The sequence below is a fragment of the Stenotrophomonas maltophilia group sp. vghtpe118 genome, assembly GCF_052605195.1.
In genome coordinates, this window is record NZ_CP199672.1 from 2,502,780 (window position 1) to 2,517,881 (window position 15,102).

Below are 15,102 nucleotides of genomic sequence, written 5' to 3' on the forward strand. Positions count from 1 at the left end.
TGCGCAGCCCTAAATGCAAGAATATGAGTAGATCTACACCGCCCCCAGAACAAGCCTATTAAAACGTTCAAGTTCCGAAGGACTTACATCCTGATACTCACAATTCAATCCCGAACCACAAACAAAGCCGATACGTTCACTATATGCGGCATATACCGAACCAGAGCTATCCACTGATGAGAACACATCCAAGGAGGGGCTACTCAGTTCCGATCCACACCAGGAAATGATTGCGCCCCCCTCAACAAACCATTCCAGTGATCGCCTAATGCATATCAACCACTCGTCCTCATCAGGCCAGGAATTTATCTTAACTTCGGCGGACAAATTGCTCATACCTTGCCCCTCCCACTCCCTGAATCTCACATCGACGCGACCACTCCATATGTCCTCAAACGAGGCGCTATTCTTGCCAAATTCGCCAATCGAACCACAACTCCAATACCCGTAGAAAATAATTCCGCACACCTCCTCCTGATAAACAACACGACCAGACTGGTCTGGAATGGCCCAATATATTCCGAGGCTGTCTTTCGTTATCATAGTCCGAAATTCTTGATCTGCTGCGGGGATGGCTTGATCGCTGTAACAATATCTCCAGCCGCTATCTTGCCGCGAGGCTCCTTCGCCACAAAGATAACAACGTCCTCTCCGTTAATTTTCCCATAAAAGCCTTTAACCGGCTGCCCGCCTTGAACCATTACGTGATCAAAAGTTTTTATTGGTTTTGTAAGAATAGCCCGCCCAATATCCTGAAATGCCTGCCGAGCGGCTTTTGACCCAGAATTCTCCGTAATTATTCCAGCTTCAATCAAATGCCTGGCAGAGTGATCAATTCGACCGATGTTGGAGAGCGGCAGATTTACGACATCATTAGCGAATGCTACATGCCCTTCTTTGGCAGCTTCGCTAGCCGCATTCTGTACCGACTTCAGGATCTCCTCAGATCTGAGCACACCCTGCTTGGTCGCGGCCCCGGCGATCTCCGCGCCCACTTCACCAACGATCTTCGCCCCAGGCAACCGCACCGGGATCAGGAACGTCGCTGCGCCGATGGCAGCACCGTTGCCGTCGCCCTTGGCTACGCTGACGATCACGGTACCAGCGGCGCCAATGTCGCCACTGAAGGTCCCCATCATCGTCCAGCCGTCACCACCCCGGATCTTCGTTCCGCGGAGGTTGTTCAGATCATAGAATTTGAGCTGCAGGGCATCCTTGGATACGCCGGAGGACTGCAGGGATCCGATGACCTGCCCGTACAGCGCATCGTTGTTGAGAAGCTCGTTGCCATAGAGATTGAAGTTGTTGTACTCAGCCTCCGTCGCGGTGAACCCGTACGTCCCACCCATCTTGCTCAGGAACGCGGTTGCTTCGAGATCAACGTTCTCGTTGCCCACCAACCGGTTGACCTTTGCATCAACACGCGCGGCACCTTCCGTGGTCAGCCTGCGTACCGCCTCTGCTTCGCTGATACCTTCCTGGGCGGCGAACGCGGCAGCATTCATGTTGATCCACTTCACCTCGTCCGGGTGCAGCTGCCGATTGAACCGGTCCCCGGTCACCGCAATGTTGGCGCCCGTGCTTCCACCCAGAGCACCGCCCACCATCGCGCTGCCCACTTCCATCAGCGACTGGTAGTCCTCCCAGCTCAGGCTGCCCTTGTTGTTCTCGAGGAATTCCGAGATCGCGATCTTGGCCTTCTCCGCACCAGCAGCACTCACCGCGCCGTTCAGCGCATCCGCACCACCCAATGCGGCCATCGCTGCACCGGCCATGCCGTGCAGCAGCGCGCGGCCATTGCCGCCGTCGGCCCAGAACGCCTTGCCTTCCTCGGTCTCCGCCTTCTGGCTCAGGTAGCCGCCCAGGTCGCCCACGCCCTTGAACAGCAGCTGCCCACCCAGCTGCATCACCTCGGCACGCTCCTGCATCTTGCGCAGGTCAACGGCCGACAGCGCACTGTCGGTATCAAACCCGGTCGCGGTCCGATCAAGACCGGCCAAGGCACTCTCATTGCCATCGCGCACCACCACGGTGCCGGCGGCGATGTCCGAGTGGGTGGTGCTGCTGTCGTTCTTCTTCGTGCCGCCCAGCAGGCTCAGCCCCGCGCCGGCCGCGCTCCCCAGCGGGTTACTGATGCCACCGCCGCTGCTCATACCGGTGCCGATGCCACCGCCACTGGTCTTGGCGCGGGATTCGTTCTCGATGTCGACAACGGTCAGGCTGCCGGTATCCAGGCGGTTCTTCGAGGCATCGGCGGTGCTGCCGATCACGCCGCCTTCCAGGTGTGTGTTGCCGCCTACGGTGATGTTGAAGCCACCGTTGCCGGCAACGATGCCACTCTGTTCCTGCACGCTGCGCAGGTGGCTCTCGACCTTCTGCTGGCCGATGTTGACGCTGCCGCGGCCGCTAGGGATGCCCTGAACAAATCCCGAGACGGGCCATTGAAAGCTGATGGACGGGTGTCGCTGCGCTGTACGTCATTGATTTTCCGTCCCGTCAGATGCGCAGCGGGCCGCAAAAGTGATCGCGCCAGACTAGGGGCGGAATTGTTCAGAGGATCCCTAGCTTCTACATGTTTCTCACCCTTGTTATTTCCCTCTTAGCCATGACCCTATTTTTCTGTGAAACTTTTTTGTCGAAGGCAACAGAATTCAAGTCATCGATAATTAGTTCAACGTCTTGCTTAGCCAAGAATGGAACCCAAGAAAGCGCCAACCCTATCCAGTAGTCAGAGTCATGATTCAAGCCAATTTGAACCAAAAGAGGATATGGGAAATTCCGACCCAAATCCGAAATTACATTTTCAAATGGAAACTCAAGAAGAGTAATCGCACGCCTGAGCGCCTCCTTTCCCTCAAGGGAAAATGATACTGATGGCCCCTCAAGTCGCCACACCCCCATCCCGTCACTAAAAATGACGAGACCGTTACCCAGGATTTTTTTCTCCGGCGGAGTATTCATAAATTACATTCCAGCACCATGCTTAATATCAATCCCATAATTTTTCATTGCCTGTTCAAACTGAGCGCGAACCTCCGGACTCCAGTTCATCCAGTAGTGCCCGCTATGCTCATTGGTTATTATCTCGCCATTCTTGCCCCTGGAGAACATGCCCCCTACTAGCTCCTGGGGGTTCCCACCAATACTAGCGCCCAGCTGCTCATGAGGGGAGCCGCCCAGATTCGCCTTAGGCTTACCCACTGCAAATTTGTTTGTTTTCGGATCGAAAACAAACTCGATCGCCTTACTTCTTGTGCCAGGGAAATAGTTTTGGATTGCTGTAGACGATACAGAGCCCGGCTCCAAGGCTAGAACACCATCTACCGGGCCAGATCCCTTCCAGCTCGGACTACTCTTAACTGCTCGCTCAGTCGTCTCAGCCGCTGCATTCTGCACCGACTTCAGGATCTCCTCCGATCTGAGCACACCCTGCTTGGTCGCGGCCCCGGCGATCTCCGCGCCCACTTCACCAACGATCTTCGCTCCAGGCAACCGGATCGGGATCAGGAACGACGCTGCGCCGATGGCAGCACCATTGCCGTCGCCCTTGGCTACGCTGACGATCACGGTACCAGCGGCGCCAATGTCGCCACTGAAGGTCCCCATCATCGTCCAGCCGTCACCACCCCGGATCTTCGTTCCGCGGAGGTTGTTCAGATCATAGAATTTGAGCTGCAGGGCATCCTTGGATACGCCGGAGGACTGCAGGGATCCGATGACCTGCCCGTACAGCGCATCGTTGTTGAGAAGCTCGTTGCCATAGAGATTGAAGTTGTTGTACTCAGCTTCCGTCGCGGTGAACCCGTACGTCCCACCCATCTTGCTCAGGAACGCGGTTGCTTCGAGATCAACGTTCTCGTTGCCCACCAACCGGTTGACCTTTGCATCAACACGCGCGGCACCTTCCGTGGTCAGCCTGCGTACCGCCTCTGCTTCGCTGATACCTTCCTGGGCGGCGAACGCGGCAGCATTCATGTTGATCCACTTCACCTCGTCCGGGTGCAGCTGCCGATTGAACCGGTCCCCGGTCACCGCAATGTTGGCGCCCGTGCTTCCACCCAGAGCACCGCCCACCATCGCGCTGCCCACTTCCATCAGCGACTGGTAGTCCTCCCAGCTCAGGCTGCCCTTGTTGTTCTCGAGGAATTCCGAGATCGCAATCTTGGCCTTCTCCGCACCAGCAGCACTCACCGCGCCGTTCAGCGCATCCGCACCACCCAATGCGGCCATCGCCGCACCGGCCATGCCGTGCAGCAGCGCGCGGCCATTGCCGCCGTCGGCCCAGAACGCCTTGCCTTCCTCGGTCTCCGCCTTCTGGCTCAGGTAGCCGCCCAGGTCGCCCACGCCCTTGAACAGCAGCTGCCCACCCAGCTGCATCACCTCGGCACGCTCCTGCATCTTGCGCAGGTCAACGGCCGACAGCGCACTGTCGGTATCAAACCCGGTCGCGGTCCGATCAAGACCGGCCAAGGCACTCTCATTGCCATCGCGCACCACCACGGTGCCGGCGGCGATGTCCGAGTGGGTGGTGCTGCTGTCGTTCTTCTTCGTGCCGCCCAGCAGGCTCAGCCCCGCGCCGGCCGCGCTCCCCAGCGGGTTACTGATGCCACCGCCGCTGCTCATACCGGTGCCGATGCCACCGCCACTGGTCTTGGCGCGGGATTCGTTCTCGATGTCGACAACGGTCAGGCTGCCGGTATCCAGGCGGTTCTTCGAGGCATCGGCGGTGCTGCCGATCACGCCGCCTTCCAGGTGTGTGTTGCCGCCTACGGTAATGTTGAAGCCACCGTTGCCGGCAACGATGCCACTCTGTTCCTGCACGCTGCGCAGGTGGCTCTCGACCTTCTGCTGGCCGATGTTGACGCTGCCGCCGCTGCCATACACGAAGGTTCCCCCAGCCTGGGTCTGCTTGCTGGCGTAGTCGTCGGTGTCCTGCTCGCTGATGATGGACAGGTTGCCGCCGATGCTGGCCACCACCTTGTCGCCGCTCAGCTGGGCACCCTGCAGCGTGGTGTCCTTGCCACTGATGACGGTCAGGTTGCGGTCGGCGTCCACCACGGTTTCGACGTGCGTGGTGCCGTTGCCGCTGCCCTTGCCCTTGGCGGTGCTGGCCGACACGTACCAACCGGTCTGCGCGCCGATGCTGAAACCGATCTCACCGCTGCCGCTCTTGTTCTTCGACGACTGCGTGTGGTCTTCCGCTTCGCTGCGCAGGGTGATGTTGTCCCGCGCGGCCAGCGCCACGTTGTCACCCTTCACCTGGCTGCCGATGATGTTCAGGTCACCGCCGGTGGCGACGATGCTGACGTCGCCTTGGCTGCGGATGGTGCTGCCCACCGCCGACTGGTCGTGGCTGGTCTGGCTGGCACTGGAGCTGGAGGCGCCGATGCCGATGCGCAGGCTCACGCCGTCGGTGGCGCCGGAAGCGCCTTGCTGCATGGCGCCGCCGACGCCAGCGGCGGCATTGGCCGCCTGCACCGCGTACAGCGCCTTCAGGCGATCATCCTGCGCATTGCCGGCCGCCTTGGCCGCACCGTAAGCGGCCAGGGCGGCATCCACCACACCGCCGGTCAGGCCGACGTTGATACCGGCACTCTTCTGCTTGGTGCTCTGGTGTACGTCAGTGGTGCCCTGTGCCGCGTCGATCACCACCTGCCCGCCCACCAGCTGCGTACCGGTCTTCGACAGCACGTCCGAACCGGTGATGTGCAGCGTGTTGCCGGCGCTCAGGTTGACCCGGCCATCGGTTGAGCCGATCAGGCTGCCCTGTGGCGCGCTCTGCTCGATCTCCAGGCCCTTTTCCAGCTTGCTCTGGCCGATGGTCAGGTTGAAGCCACCACCGCCGAACACGCCCGAGCGCTTGACGGTCTTGTCATGCTCTTCGCTGTGCGTGGAGGTGGCCGTGCCGATGGTGAGGTCGCGGGTGGCGGCCACCACCACATCACCGGTGGCAGCCACCTGCGCCGCCTGCGCGACGACGTCACGTCCGGCGCCGATGGTCACCGTCTCGCCGCTGAGCGTGGTGCCCACCACCAGACTGTCCCGGGTTGCGTCGTAAGTGGTGGTGGTCTTGCTCGACAGCAGGCCCTTCTTCCTGCGCGTGGTTTCCTGCTCCCAGCTGTGGTCCTCCTGCGCCGCCAACAGATTCACGTCGCGCGTAGCGGCAATGCTGACGCCACCGTCGGTGCTGCCGACCTGCGTGGCAGTGAGGTTGGCATCGCGCCCGGCCACCAGCGCGATGTCACCGCCGGCCTGCAGCGAGCTGCCGTGCACGGTCTCGTCCATGCTCTGCGTGGTCTGCGAGAAACGCTTGCCACGGCTCTGCTGCTGGCTGGTGTTGGTGGTGGTTTCGGCCTGCAGGTTGAGATCGCGCCCGGCCACCACGGCCAGGCCGTCGCCGGCCTTCAGCTGTGCAGCCTGCAGGTTCACGTCCTGCCCGGCCTGCATGCCCAGCGAGCCACCGGCCTCGATGCCGCTGGCGTTGAGGGTTTCGCGCGCGTAGCGGTTGCTGCCCCAGCCGCCCTGCTCGGTGGTGGTCAGTGCGTTGAGGTTGATGTCGTTGCCGGCCGTGGCATGGACGCTGCCGCCAGCCCTGGCGGTCGCTGCCGTCAGGTTCAGATCGCGGCCGGCATCCAGCGACAGGCTGCCGCCGACATCCAGCGTGGTGCGACGCAGGCTTCCATCACCCTGCATCTGCGTGGTGAGGTTGAGGTCGCGGCCGGCGTCCAGCGCCGCGTTGCCGCGGGCACGGGTCTGCGAACCGACCAGTGCCAGGTCACGTCCGGCTTCCAGCGCCAGGCTGCCGCCGCTGCGGATGCTGGCCAGGTCGATGCCGCTGACACTCTTCAGGTCGCGGCCGGCCACCAGGGCCACGTTACCGCCCTGGATCAGGCCGCTGTTGTTGAGGATGTCCTCCACGGCGGTGATGCGGGCATTGCCGCCTGCGGAAATGCCACCGCGATCGTTGAGCAGGCTGCCGGTATCGATGGTCAATCGATCATCGGCGCGGATCATGCCCTGGTTGGACACATTGCCGGCGCGGATCTCCACCGACTCGCCAGCGATGGCGGCGCCCCCCAGCTGCAGGCGGTTGGCGGTGGCCTGGGACAGGTACACCACCGGCACCAGCACCTTCTGGCCGTCCACTTCCTGGGCGACCATCCACACGATGTCTTCGTTGAGCGCGGCCACCTGTTCGGCCGACAGCGCCACGCCCACGCTCAGCTGCTGGCGCGCGGCTTCGCTCACGCCGGCATCCATCATGGCGCGGTACTGGCCCATGCCATCGCCCTGGTCGGCATCCAGGTAGCGACGCCCGGTCAGGCCGGTGATCTGTTCCATCACCAGGCGCTGCTCGTAGAAGTCGTCACCCATCCGACGCAACTGCTTGTCGGGGTCCAGGTTCAGGCGCTGGAACATGTAGTCCGAGCCGATCCACTGCCCGAAGTTGGCGAAGCGCGGATCGGTTTCCACCAGCCAGCGCTGGTTGCCCGGATTGACCGTGTACAGGCCGCCACTGGGCAGCGACAGGCCCGGCAGCGGATTCTGCGGGCTGCCCACCACCTGCGGCGGCGGCACCGTGGTGACACGGCCAGGGCCCGGGGAGCCGGTATCACCGGCCGTGCCCGCACCCTGCGCCTGCGCGCTGGCAGGCCCGGTGGCCACGCCCTGCTGTGCACCCGGTGCGCCAGCATTGCCGCCGACCGCGCCGGCGCCCTGCTGCTGGCCCAGTTCGGGTGCGTAGGCGTTGTTGCCCTGCCAACCGGCAACGTCCAGCGGTGTGCCACCGCTGTGCGCGGTGACCACGGCGTTGTTGACCTCGCGCGCTTCGATCTGCACCTTGCGGCCGGCGGTGATGCTGGCATTGCCGCCGGCCAGCGTGACCTGCTTGGTGACCGTGCTGGTGCCCAGCGCGCGGCTGCCGCCATAGATCTCGAAGTCGCAGCGGCTGGGGCAAGGCCGGTAGGTGTAGTCGATGGTCGACGTGCGCTGGACCACCTTGTAGCCGGCCAGCGCCTCGTTGTTGACCACGCCGGCCCAGTCATTGGGGTCTTCGCTGTTGGACGAGCCGCGGCCGTTGATCGAGAGGTTGCGACCGGCGGCGATGGCCGAGTTCCGGTTGTCGACCGAGCCGCCGGACATCTGCATGTCGCGACCGGAAATCAGCTGCGATGCCGCGCTGGCGGCGATGACGGTGGTGCCTTCCAGCACCAGATCCTTGTGCTCGGTCCAGACTTCCAGCACGGCACAGTCGCCCGGGCACAGCTTGCCCGGCGGTGCGGGGCCGTCGATGCCGTCGACCCTGAACGTCCCGCTGTCCGGGTCGGCAGCGCCTTCGTTGCCGCTGTAGACCTTGTGCTGGGTGACCAGCACACGACGCTCGTTGGCCACGCCCAGTGCAGCCAGGATCAGATCGTTCTCGGCCTGGATGCGCCCGGAACGGTTGCGGATCTGCTGGGCGTTGCCGCCGTTCCAGCCCTGCAGGCGGATGTCGCCCAGGCTGAAGAGCTCGCCGTCGAGGTTGTCGATGTAGTTGGCATACAGGTTGATGCGGCCGGTGGCCGCCATCAGCCCTTCGTTGTAGTCGCGTGCGACCAGCGTGTCGCCCAGGTCGCGGCCGTTGGTGATGCGCGAGGCGCGCAGTTCCAGCGCGTTGCCCATCACGGTGCCGGTGTTGGTGATGTTGGCAGCCGACACCTCCACCGTATCGCCGTCCACGCGACCGGCATTGCTGAGATCGCCGGCCGTACTCAGCGCGACACGACCACTGCCATTGCCTGCCGTGGCGTTGAACTGCCCACCAGCGGTGTTCTCGATCCGCGCCGCCGAGACTTCAAGCGTGCCCTTGCTCTCCAGGCGCCCCTGGTTGACCAGTGCGCCAGCCACGTCCAGCTTCAGCAGCCCGTTGCTCTCCAGGCGCTGGCCGTTGCCATGCACGTAATCGCCCGCCAGCGTCAGGCGCAACTCGCTGCCGCCGAACAGGCGGCCGATGCCGCTGAAGGCCTGCAGGCGTGCGCCGAGTGCTTCATAGGCGCTGATCTCGCCGCCGCCATTGGCCAAGCTGCCCAGCGTCAGCTGGCTCTGGCGACTGAGCAGCCGGCCGTTGCTGTTGTCCAGCGCGGCAAGATCCAGGCGCAGCAGGTTGCCTGCGCTGAGCTGGCCACCAACGTTGAATACCTGCGCGCCTGCGCGCTCCAGGTACAGGGTATTGGCGGCGTGGACCATGCTACCTGCGTTGTCGAGCGATGCGGTCTGCAGGCGCAGGTCGGTTCCGGCCACCAGCTTGGCCTGGCCGCCTTCGGCTCGGTTGTCCACGCTGCCTGCGGTCAGCGTCAGCGCACCGCCGGTACTGCCCAGGGTGCCGCCACGGTTGTCCAGCGCAGCGGCCGATTCCAGCGACAGCTGCCCGGTGCCGTTGGCAACGATGCGGCCGCCACGGTTGCCCACTGAGGCAGCGCGGATGTTCGCAGGGCCCTGTGCTTCGATGTTGCCCTGGCTGTTGTCCAGTGCCTGGCGGATCTGCAGATCCAGCGAGGTGCCGCCGTGGACCAGGCCACGCTGGTTGGCCAGCGCACCGGCCACGTCGAGCGCGAGTTCCTGGCGGGCGTACAGGTTGCCATCCACGTTGCGCAGGTCGCCCGTGCGGCTGGTCACGCGCGCATTGCCCTCGGCGCCCAGCAGGCCATTGCTGTTGTCCAGCTGGGAGGCCAGCACCTGCAGCTGGCCGGCGCCACGCTGCACGATGGTGCCAGTGCGGTTGTCCAATGCCCCGGCAGCGTCCACGGTAAGGTTGCCGCCAGCATCGAGCCGGCCACCGGTGTTGACGATCTCCGTGCCGGCTACGCGTGCCCCGCTGCCTGCGGTGAGCGTACCGCCGCTGTTGTCGAGGCGACCGGCAACGGCCACGTCCGCCTCGCCGTTGCCGACGATCAGGCCTGCATTGCTGTTGTCCAGCGTGCCGGTCTCGATCTTCAGCACACCCGTGCCCGCATGCTCGATGCGGCCACCCTGGTTCAGCAGCTGCGCAGCCTTCAGGTGGACACTGCCAGCATTGGCGGCGATGCGCCCGCCGGTGTTGCGCAGGGCACCTGTCAGGCCAAGTTCAAAGGGATCGGTGCCGGTCTGCAGCAGTTCGCCGGTGCTGTTGTCCAGCGCGGCCGCCAACAGGCCGATGCGCGTGCCCTGCAGGCTGCCCGCATTGCGCAGCAGGTCGGTGGCACGCAGGTCGAGCAGACCGATGGCGGTCAGGCTGCCGCCGATATTGCGCCACTCACCGCTGCGCGCCTGCGCCAGCAGGGTGCCACCGGACCAAACCTGGCCACCCTCCAGCAGCAGGCTGTCGCCCAGCAGGTGAACCTGCTGGCCGGCGTTGATCTGGCCGGCGTTGCGCAGCTGCTGACGCGCATCAAGGGTGACGCTGCCGGTGCTGCCGACCTTGCCGTCGGCCAGCAGGCCCGCCACGATCACGCCGCTGTTGTCGATCTGCCCCGCCCGCAATTCGATGTCACCCGAGGCCAGCACGCGCCCGCGATTGCTGGCCTGGGCGGCCTGCAGCGTGACCGTGCGCGCCTGAACGTCGGCCGCAGTGCGCAGTGCCTGCGCAGCCTGCAGCGACAGCGCGCCGCTGGCGAACAACGCCGCCTGGTTGTCCAGGTCGCCGTCGCTGCGCACCTGCAGATCAGCGGCGCTGTCGATCGTTCCCTTCAGCGTCACGCCGGCATCGGCGGACAGCACGACGCCCTGCTGCGCAAAGGCCTTGCCCGACTGCTCCAGGCTGCCGCCCGCGTGCGCGGTCAGTGTGCCGGCCGCCAACGTGCGCCCGCCCAGCACCAGGGCCTGGTCACTGCTGAGCTGCACGTTGCCGCGCTCGCTGCCCAGTTCACCCTCGCTGCGCAGTGTCCGGCCCCGCACCTGCAACGCCTGGCCGGCCACCAGGCTGCCCTGGTTGTCCAGCGAGTCGCGCACGGTGACATCGACATCGCTGACGCCATAGAGGTCGCCACGGTTGTCGATCACATCGGCCTTGGCCGTCAGTGCTCCCTTGGCGAACACGTTACCGGCGTTGTCTAGCGTCACCGCATCCAGCTGCAGCGACTGCGCACTGGACAGGTTGCCGCCGGCGCGGTTGTGCAGCGCGTCGGTGCGCACGTCAAGCGCGCCATCGCTGGCGATCACGCCGGCATTGTCCAATGTGGTGGTGCGCAGCTGTGAGCGGTCGCGACCGTAGATCACACCACTGTTGCTCAGCTCAGTGGCGCGCAGATCCATTGCCTGCTGGCCATGCAGGCGACCGTCGTTGATGACCTTCTGCACGTCCACGGCCACCACGCGTGCCAGCGCCGTGGCGGCCGCCTGCTGCCGCAGAACGCTGCCCTGAAGGGTCAGGGTGCCGCCGGCTTCAAGCCGGTTGCGGTTGTCGAGCGTGGCAACGGACAGACGGGCATCGGCTGCGCTGCCGATGATGCCGGCGTTGTGCAGCACATCGGCGTCGACCTTCAGGCCCTTGCCCCCCTGGATGCTGCCGGTGGTGCCATTGTCGATGCGTGCGTTGGACTTCAATGCCAGCAGGTCCACCGCCTGCAGCGTGCCGCTGTTGCGCAGACGATCGACCGCCAGCGCGGCCTGGCGGGCCTCAAGGGTGCCTTGGTTGTCCACGCCGCCGGCAGACAGTTCCAGCGCCTGCTCCGAGAGGATGCGTCCGGCGTTGTCCAGCTGCTGGCGCGCCTGGATCTTCAGCAGCCCGCCCGCAGACAGCTCGGCACCCTTCAGCTGGGTGATGCGGTCGGCCGCTGCACGCAGGTTGGCACCGGCACCGATGATGGCCTCGTTGTCGATGCTGGCCGCATCGAGTTCGACGTCGGCGTCGCTGTACAGCTGGCCGGCGTTGTGCAGCTGCGCGGCCTGCATCCGTACGCCCTGGTTGCCCAGCAGCAGGCCGGCGTTGTCCACCTGGCGGGCCTGCACGTCCAGCGCCTGTGCGCCCAGGCGCGCGCCCTTGTCCTGCGCCAGCGTGTCGGCGCGCACGGCAAGCCCGGCGCCTGCGGTCACCTGTGCATGGTTCTGCACCTGTGCGGCAGCCAGCGCGATGCTGCCCGCGCTCTTCGCCGTGTCAGCCAGGGTCAGCGTGCCACTGGCGTCCAGCTGCATCTGTGCGGCCTGCGCGCTGCCGGCCAGGTCCAGATTCTGGTTGGCGCGTACGGCCAACGCAGCGCCCGCCGACGTGGAACCGGCAAGCGACGCCTGCCGGGCACGAATCTGAAGATCTCCCTGCGCGTACTGGGTACCGTCGGCCTTCAGGTCACCGTCGGTTTCGATCTGCAGGCGGCCTGCAGCCGCCGTGCGTCCGCTCAGGCGGACATCGCCGGCCTGGGTCAGGATGAAGTCGCCTGCGTCGGCCACCATCTGGCCCGTGCTGCGCACACCCACGCCGGCCTCGGTGCCGACCAGGCGGATCTTGCCTGCGTACATGCCACCGAGGGCGGCAACATCCAGGCCGAACTGCGGGCGTTCGCCTTCTCCGCTGATCGCCTGCGTCGCCAGGGTCTGGGCATCGATCTGGTTGGCGCCGGTGACCACGTTCACCTGGCGCGCCCAAAGGCCCGCGTTGAGCTGCACGGCGCGCGCCAGCAGGTCGACGCCTTCCAGGTTGCCGGCATCCAGGCCGTTGCCTTCCAGGCGGATCGTTCCGCGGGACACCCGGAACGCAGACAGGCTGCCATCGTTGCCGAACACCGGGGTGCCGGTGGTCAGCGTGCCACGGGTGGTATTGATGAAGCCGCAGCCATCGCAGGTGATGCCATTGGGGTTGGCGACGATCACCGCCGCCGAGCGCCCCGCCACCTCGATGTGGCCCTGCAGGCGCGATGCGTTGGTGGATGTCACCTCGTTGAGGATCAATCGTGCCGACTGGCCCGGCTGCAGATTGCCGTTGCCCTGGATGTAGCCACCCAGCTGGGTCTGCACGGTGCTCGCGCTGTTGTTGAGGATCTGCCCCTCGCGCCCGACGTTGTAGTCCTGGAAGCGGTTGTGCGATACGCCGCCCGCGTTGGGCCGGTTGATCTGGATGACCGGCACGCCGTTCGCCGCCTGGTCGGCCCGCGCCTGCTCGCCGGCCTGTACCTGCACCTGGGCAAACGAGCTGCCCGGGGCCAGGAACGCCAGTGCCAGGGTGGCGCTCGCCATCGCGGTGCGCAGGCGCGTGGCCCAACCGGCGCCCGAAGTGGACAGGGACAGACTGCGGAATACGTTCTTCATGCCAGGTGCTTCCATCAACCCAGGGGGGAACTGCACACACAACAACCCGATCACGTCGCCACGTGGCGACGGTGCTTCCAGTCGAATCAGAACTGCCAGGACGCGCGGAATCCGATCACGTGACCGCGTGCCTCATGCTTGAGCCAAGCCGGGCGGCTCATCGGTACGCCGACGAAGCCATCCCACGCCAGTCCGCCCAGCTCGCCACGTGCACCCAGGTGGGCGCCGCTGAGGGTTCCGCCGCCGATACCCTGGCGGTCGTCGCGCTCGATGTGGCCGATATCGATGCCCGCATAGGGCGCGATGGCGCGCTGTGCCATCCAGCTGATGCTGTTGCGCCAGTAGCCGCCACGGCTGCCGCCGAGTGGCACCTCGCCATCGAAGCCGTTGACGGTATAGCGGCCACCGACGCTGATGAACTCCGAGCCGTACAGCGTGTCCTTGCTCCACTGGTAGCGGAGCGCGGTGTTCCATGCCAGCGGACGCGGCCCGGATGTCAGGGCGCCACCGGCGCCGATATCCAGCGTGGTCAGCCCATAGCGGAACGTCGGCGCCAGGTCATCACGGCCCACGGCGTCATCATCGCCTCCCAGCCACGGCACGCCGCGGCGGTGCGCCAGGCGGATATCGGCCTGGACCCGCCCCAGGTACTGGCGGTGCAGCAGCGCCAGCTCGACCGAGGTGGTACGCCGGCGCTGGCCTTCGATCTCCACGCCTTCCACGTAGCTGTGCGACGACCGTTGCGCCACGCGCAGCTCGATGCCGCTGCGATAGCTCTGACCACGCACCAGCAGCCGTTCCACGGCCAGGTCGACGTTGCTGGAGGTGCCGGTGCTGGCGAACGTGTCGGCGTTGCTGGCGATGGTCTGCTTGTAGCGCGAGCTGTAGGTACTGGTGCTGAAACGCCAGTTGCCCACCGGAACCGACCACGACGCATTGAAGCCGTGGGTACCCCGGCCCTTGTCGGCACTGCCGTCGCTGCTGACGCCAACGCTGAGCAGGTCGTTGACGCGAGCCAGGTTGTCTACCCACGCGGTCGCGCCGACCTGCTGCTTTCCGGTCGCACGGCTGCCGGCATCATCCAGCGACACCGAGGCACGCCATCGCTTGCCGTGGCGGATGCTGATGACCACGTCCGACTCGCCGGGCCCTTCGCCCGGCACCAGCTCCATGTTCACGTCCTGCGACGGAACGCGCTTGAGCTGCTCCAGGCCCTGTTCCAACGCGCGCAAATTAAGCACGTCCCCCGGCCGCGCGGGAAACGCACTCTTCCACATCGAATCGGGAACCTCTTCCGCGTTGAAGCGGATCTGCCGGATCACGCCCGGCACCAGCTGCAGGCGCAGGGTTCCGCTGCCCAGGCTCTGCTCGGGCAGGCCGATGCGCGTGGTCACGTAGCCCTTGGCCAGCGCCAGATCCGAGGCACGCCGCACGATCAGCGCGATGCCCTGCTGGCCCACGCAGCGGCCACGGTAGCGGTCGAGATAGCGCTGCAGGAACGCGAACTGCGCCAGATGCGCACCGTCGAGCTGCAGCTGCTGCAGGGTGAAGCACGGTTCTTCGTCCGGCAGTGCCAGCGAATGCAGATCGGTGGCAGCGGCCGGCTGTTCGCGTGATACATCCGGCAATGCCTGCCGCTGCTCACGCTCGCGTGCCTCGCGCTCGGCGCGTTCGCGCAGTTCCTGCTGCTCGGCGAACGAGGGACTGGCCGACTGCGCATGCACGACGCCGATCAACAACAGCCCCGCAGTGCCCAGAACGGCACGCATGCTGAATCCTGCTTTTCTGTTACCCATCAACGACTTCCTTGTCCAGCATTGGTACAGACCTGAAGCTGTGAACAGACAT

At 65.0% G+C, this 15,102-nt stretch carries 5 protein-coding genes; all 5 read right to left on the reverse strand.

The window, feature by feature from the left end; translation table 11 throughout:
* Positions 1–33: 33 nt before the first annotated feature.
* On the reverse strand, positions 34–543 hold the full coding sequence (locus ACUDTM_RS11500; RefSeq protein WP_143592511.1) for a hypothetical protein: 510 nt from the start codon (positions 541–543) through the stop codon (positions 34–36).
* The gene (locus ACUDTM_RS11505) at positions 540–2,351 is read right to left on the reverse strand and encodes a hypothetical protein (protein ID WP_445391329.1); all 1,812 of its coding nucleotides are present in this window, start codon (positions 2,349–2,351) and stop codon (positions 540–542) included. The genes ACUDTM_RS11500 and ACUDTM_RS11505 overlap by 4 nt, the downstream gene beginning before the upstream one ends.
* A 217-nt stretch (positions 2,352–2,568) precedes the next feature.
* On the reverse strand, positions 2,569–2,961 hold the full coding sequence (locus ACUDTM_RS11510; protein WP_143592555.1) for a hypothetical protein: 393 nt from the start codon (positions 2,959–2,961) through the stop codon (positions 2,569–2,571).
* 3 nt (positions 2,962–2,964) lie between these two features.
* Positions 2,965–13,254, reverse strand: a complete 10,290-nt coding sequence (locus ACUDTM_RS11515; protein ID WP_445391330.1) for a hemagglutinin repeat-containing protein — start codon at positions 13,252–13,254, stop codon at positions 2,965–2,967.
* Between the two features lie 86 nt (positions 13,255–13,340).
* The gene (locus tag ACUDTM_RS11520; protein ID WP_253247544.1) at positions 13,341–15,023 is read right to left on the reverse strand and encodes a ShlB/FhaC/HecB family hemolysin secretion/activation protein; all 1,683 of its coding nucleotides are present in this window, start codon (positions 15,021–15,023) and stop codon (positions 13,341–13,343) included.
* Positions 15,024–15,102: the final 79 nt, after the last annotated feature.

What these genes read in the sequence shown, in the direction of transcription:
- ACUDTM_RS11500 (WP_143592511.1), bottom strand. Translation starts at nt 543, where the DNA reads ATGATAACGAAAGACAGCCTCGGAATATATTGGGCCATTCCAGACCAG.
- ACUDTM_RS11510 (WP_143592555.1), bottom strand. Translation starts at nt 2,961, where the DNA reads ATGAATACTCCGCCGGAGAAAAAAATCCTGGGTAACGGTCTCGTCATT.
- ACUDTM_RS11515 (WP_445391330.1), bottom strand. Translation starts at nt 13,254, where the DNA reads ATGAAGAACGTATTCCGCAGTCTGTCCCTGTCCACTTCGGGCGCCGGT.
- ACUDTM_RS11520 (WP_253247544.1), bottom strand. Translation starts at nt 15,023, where the DNA reads ATGCGTGCCGTTCTGGGCACTGCGGGGCTGTTGTTGATCGGCGTCGTG.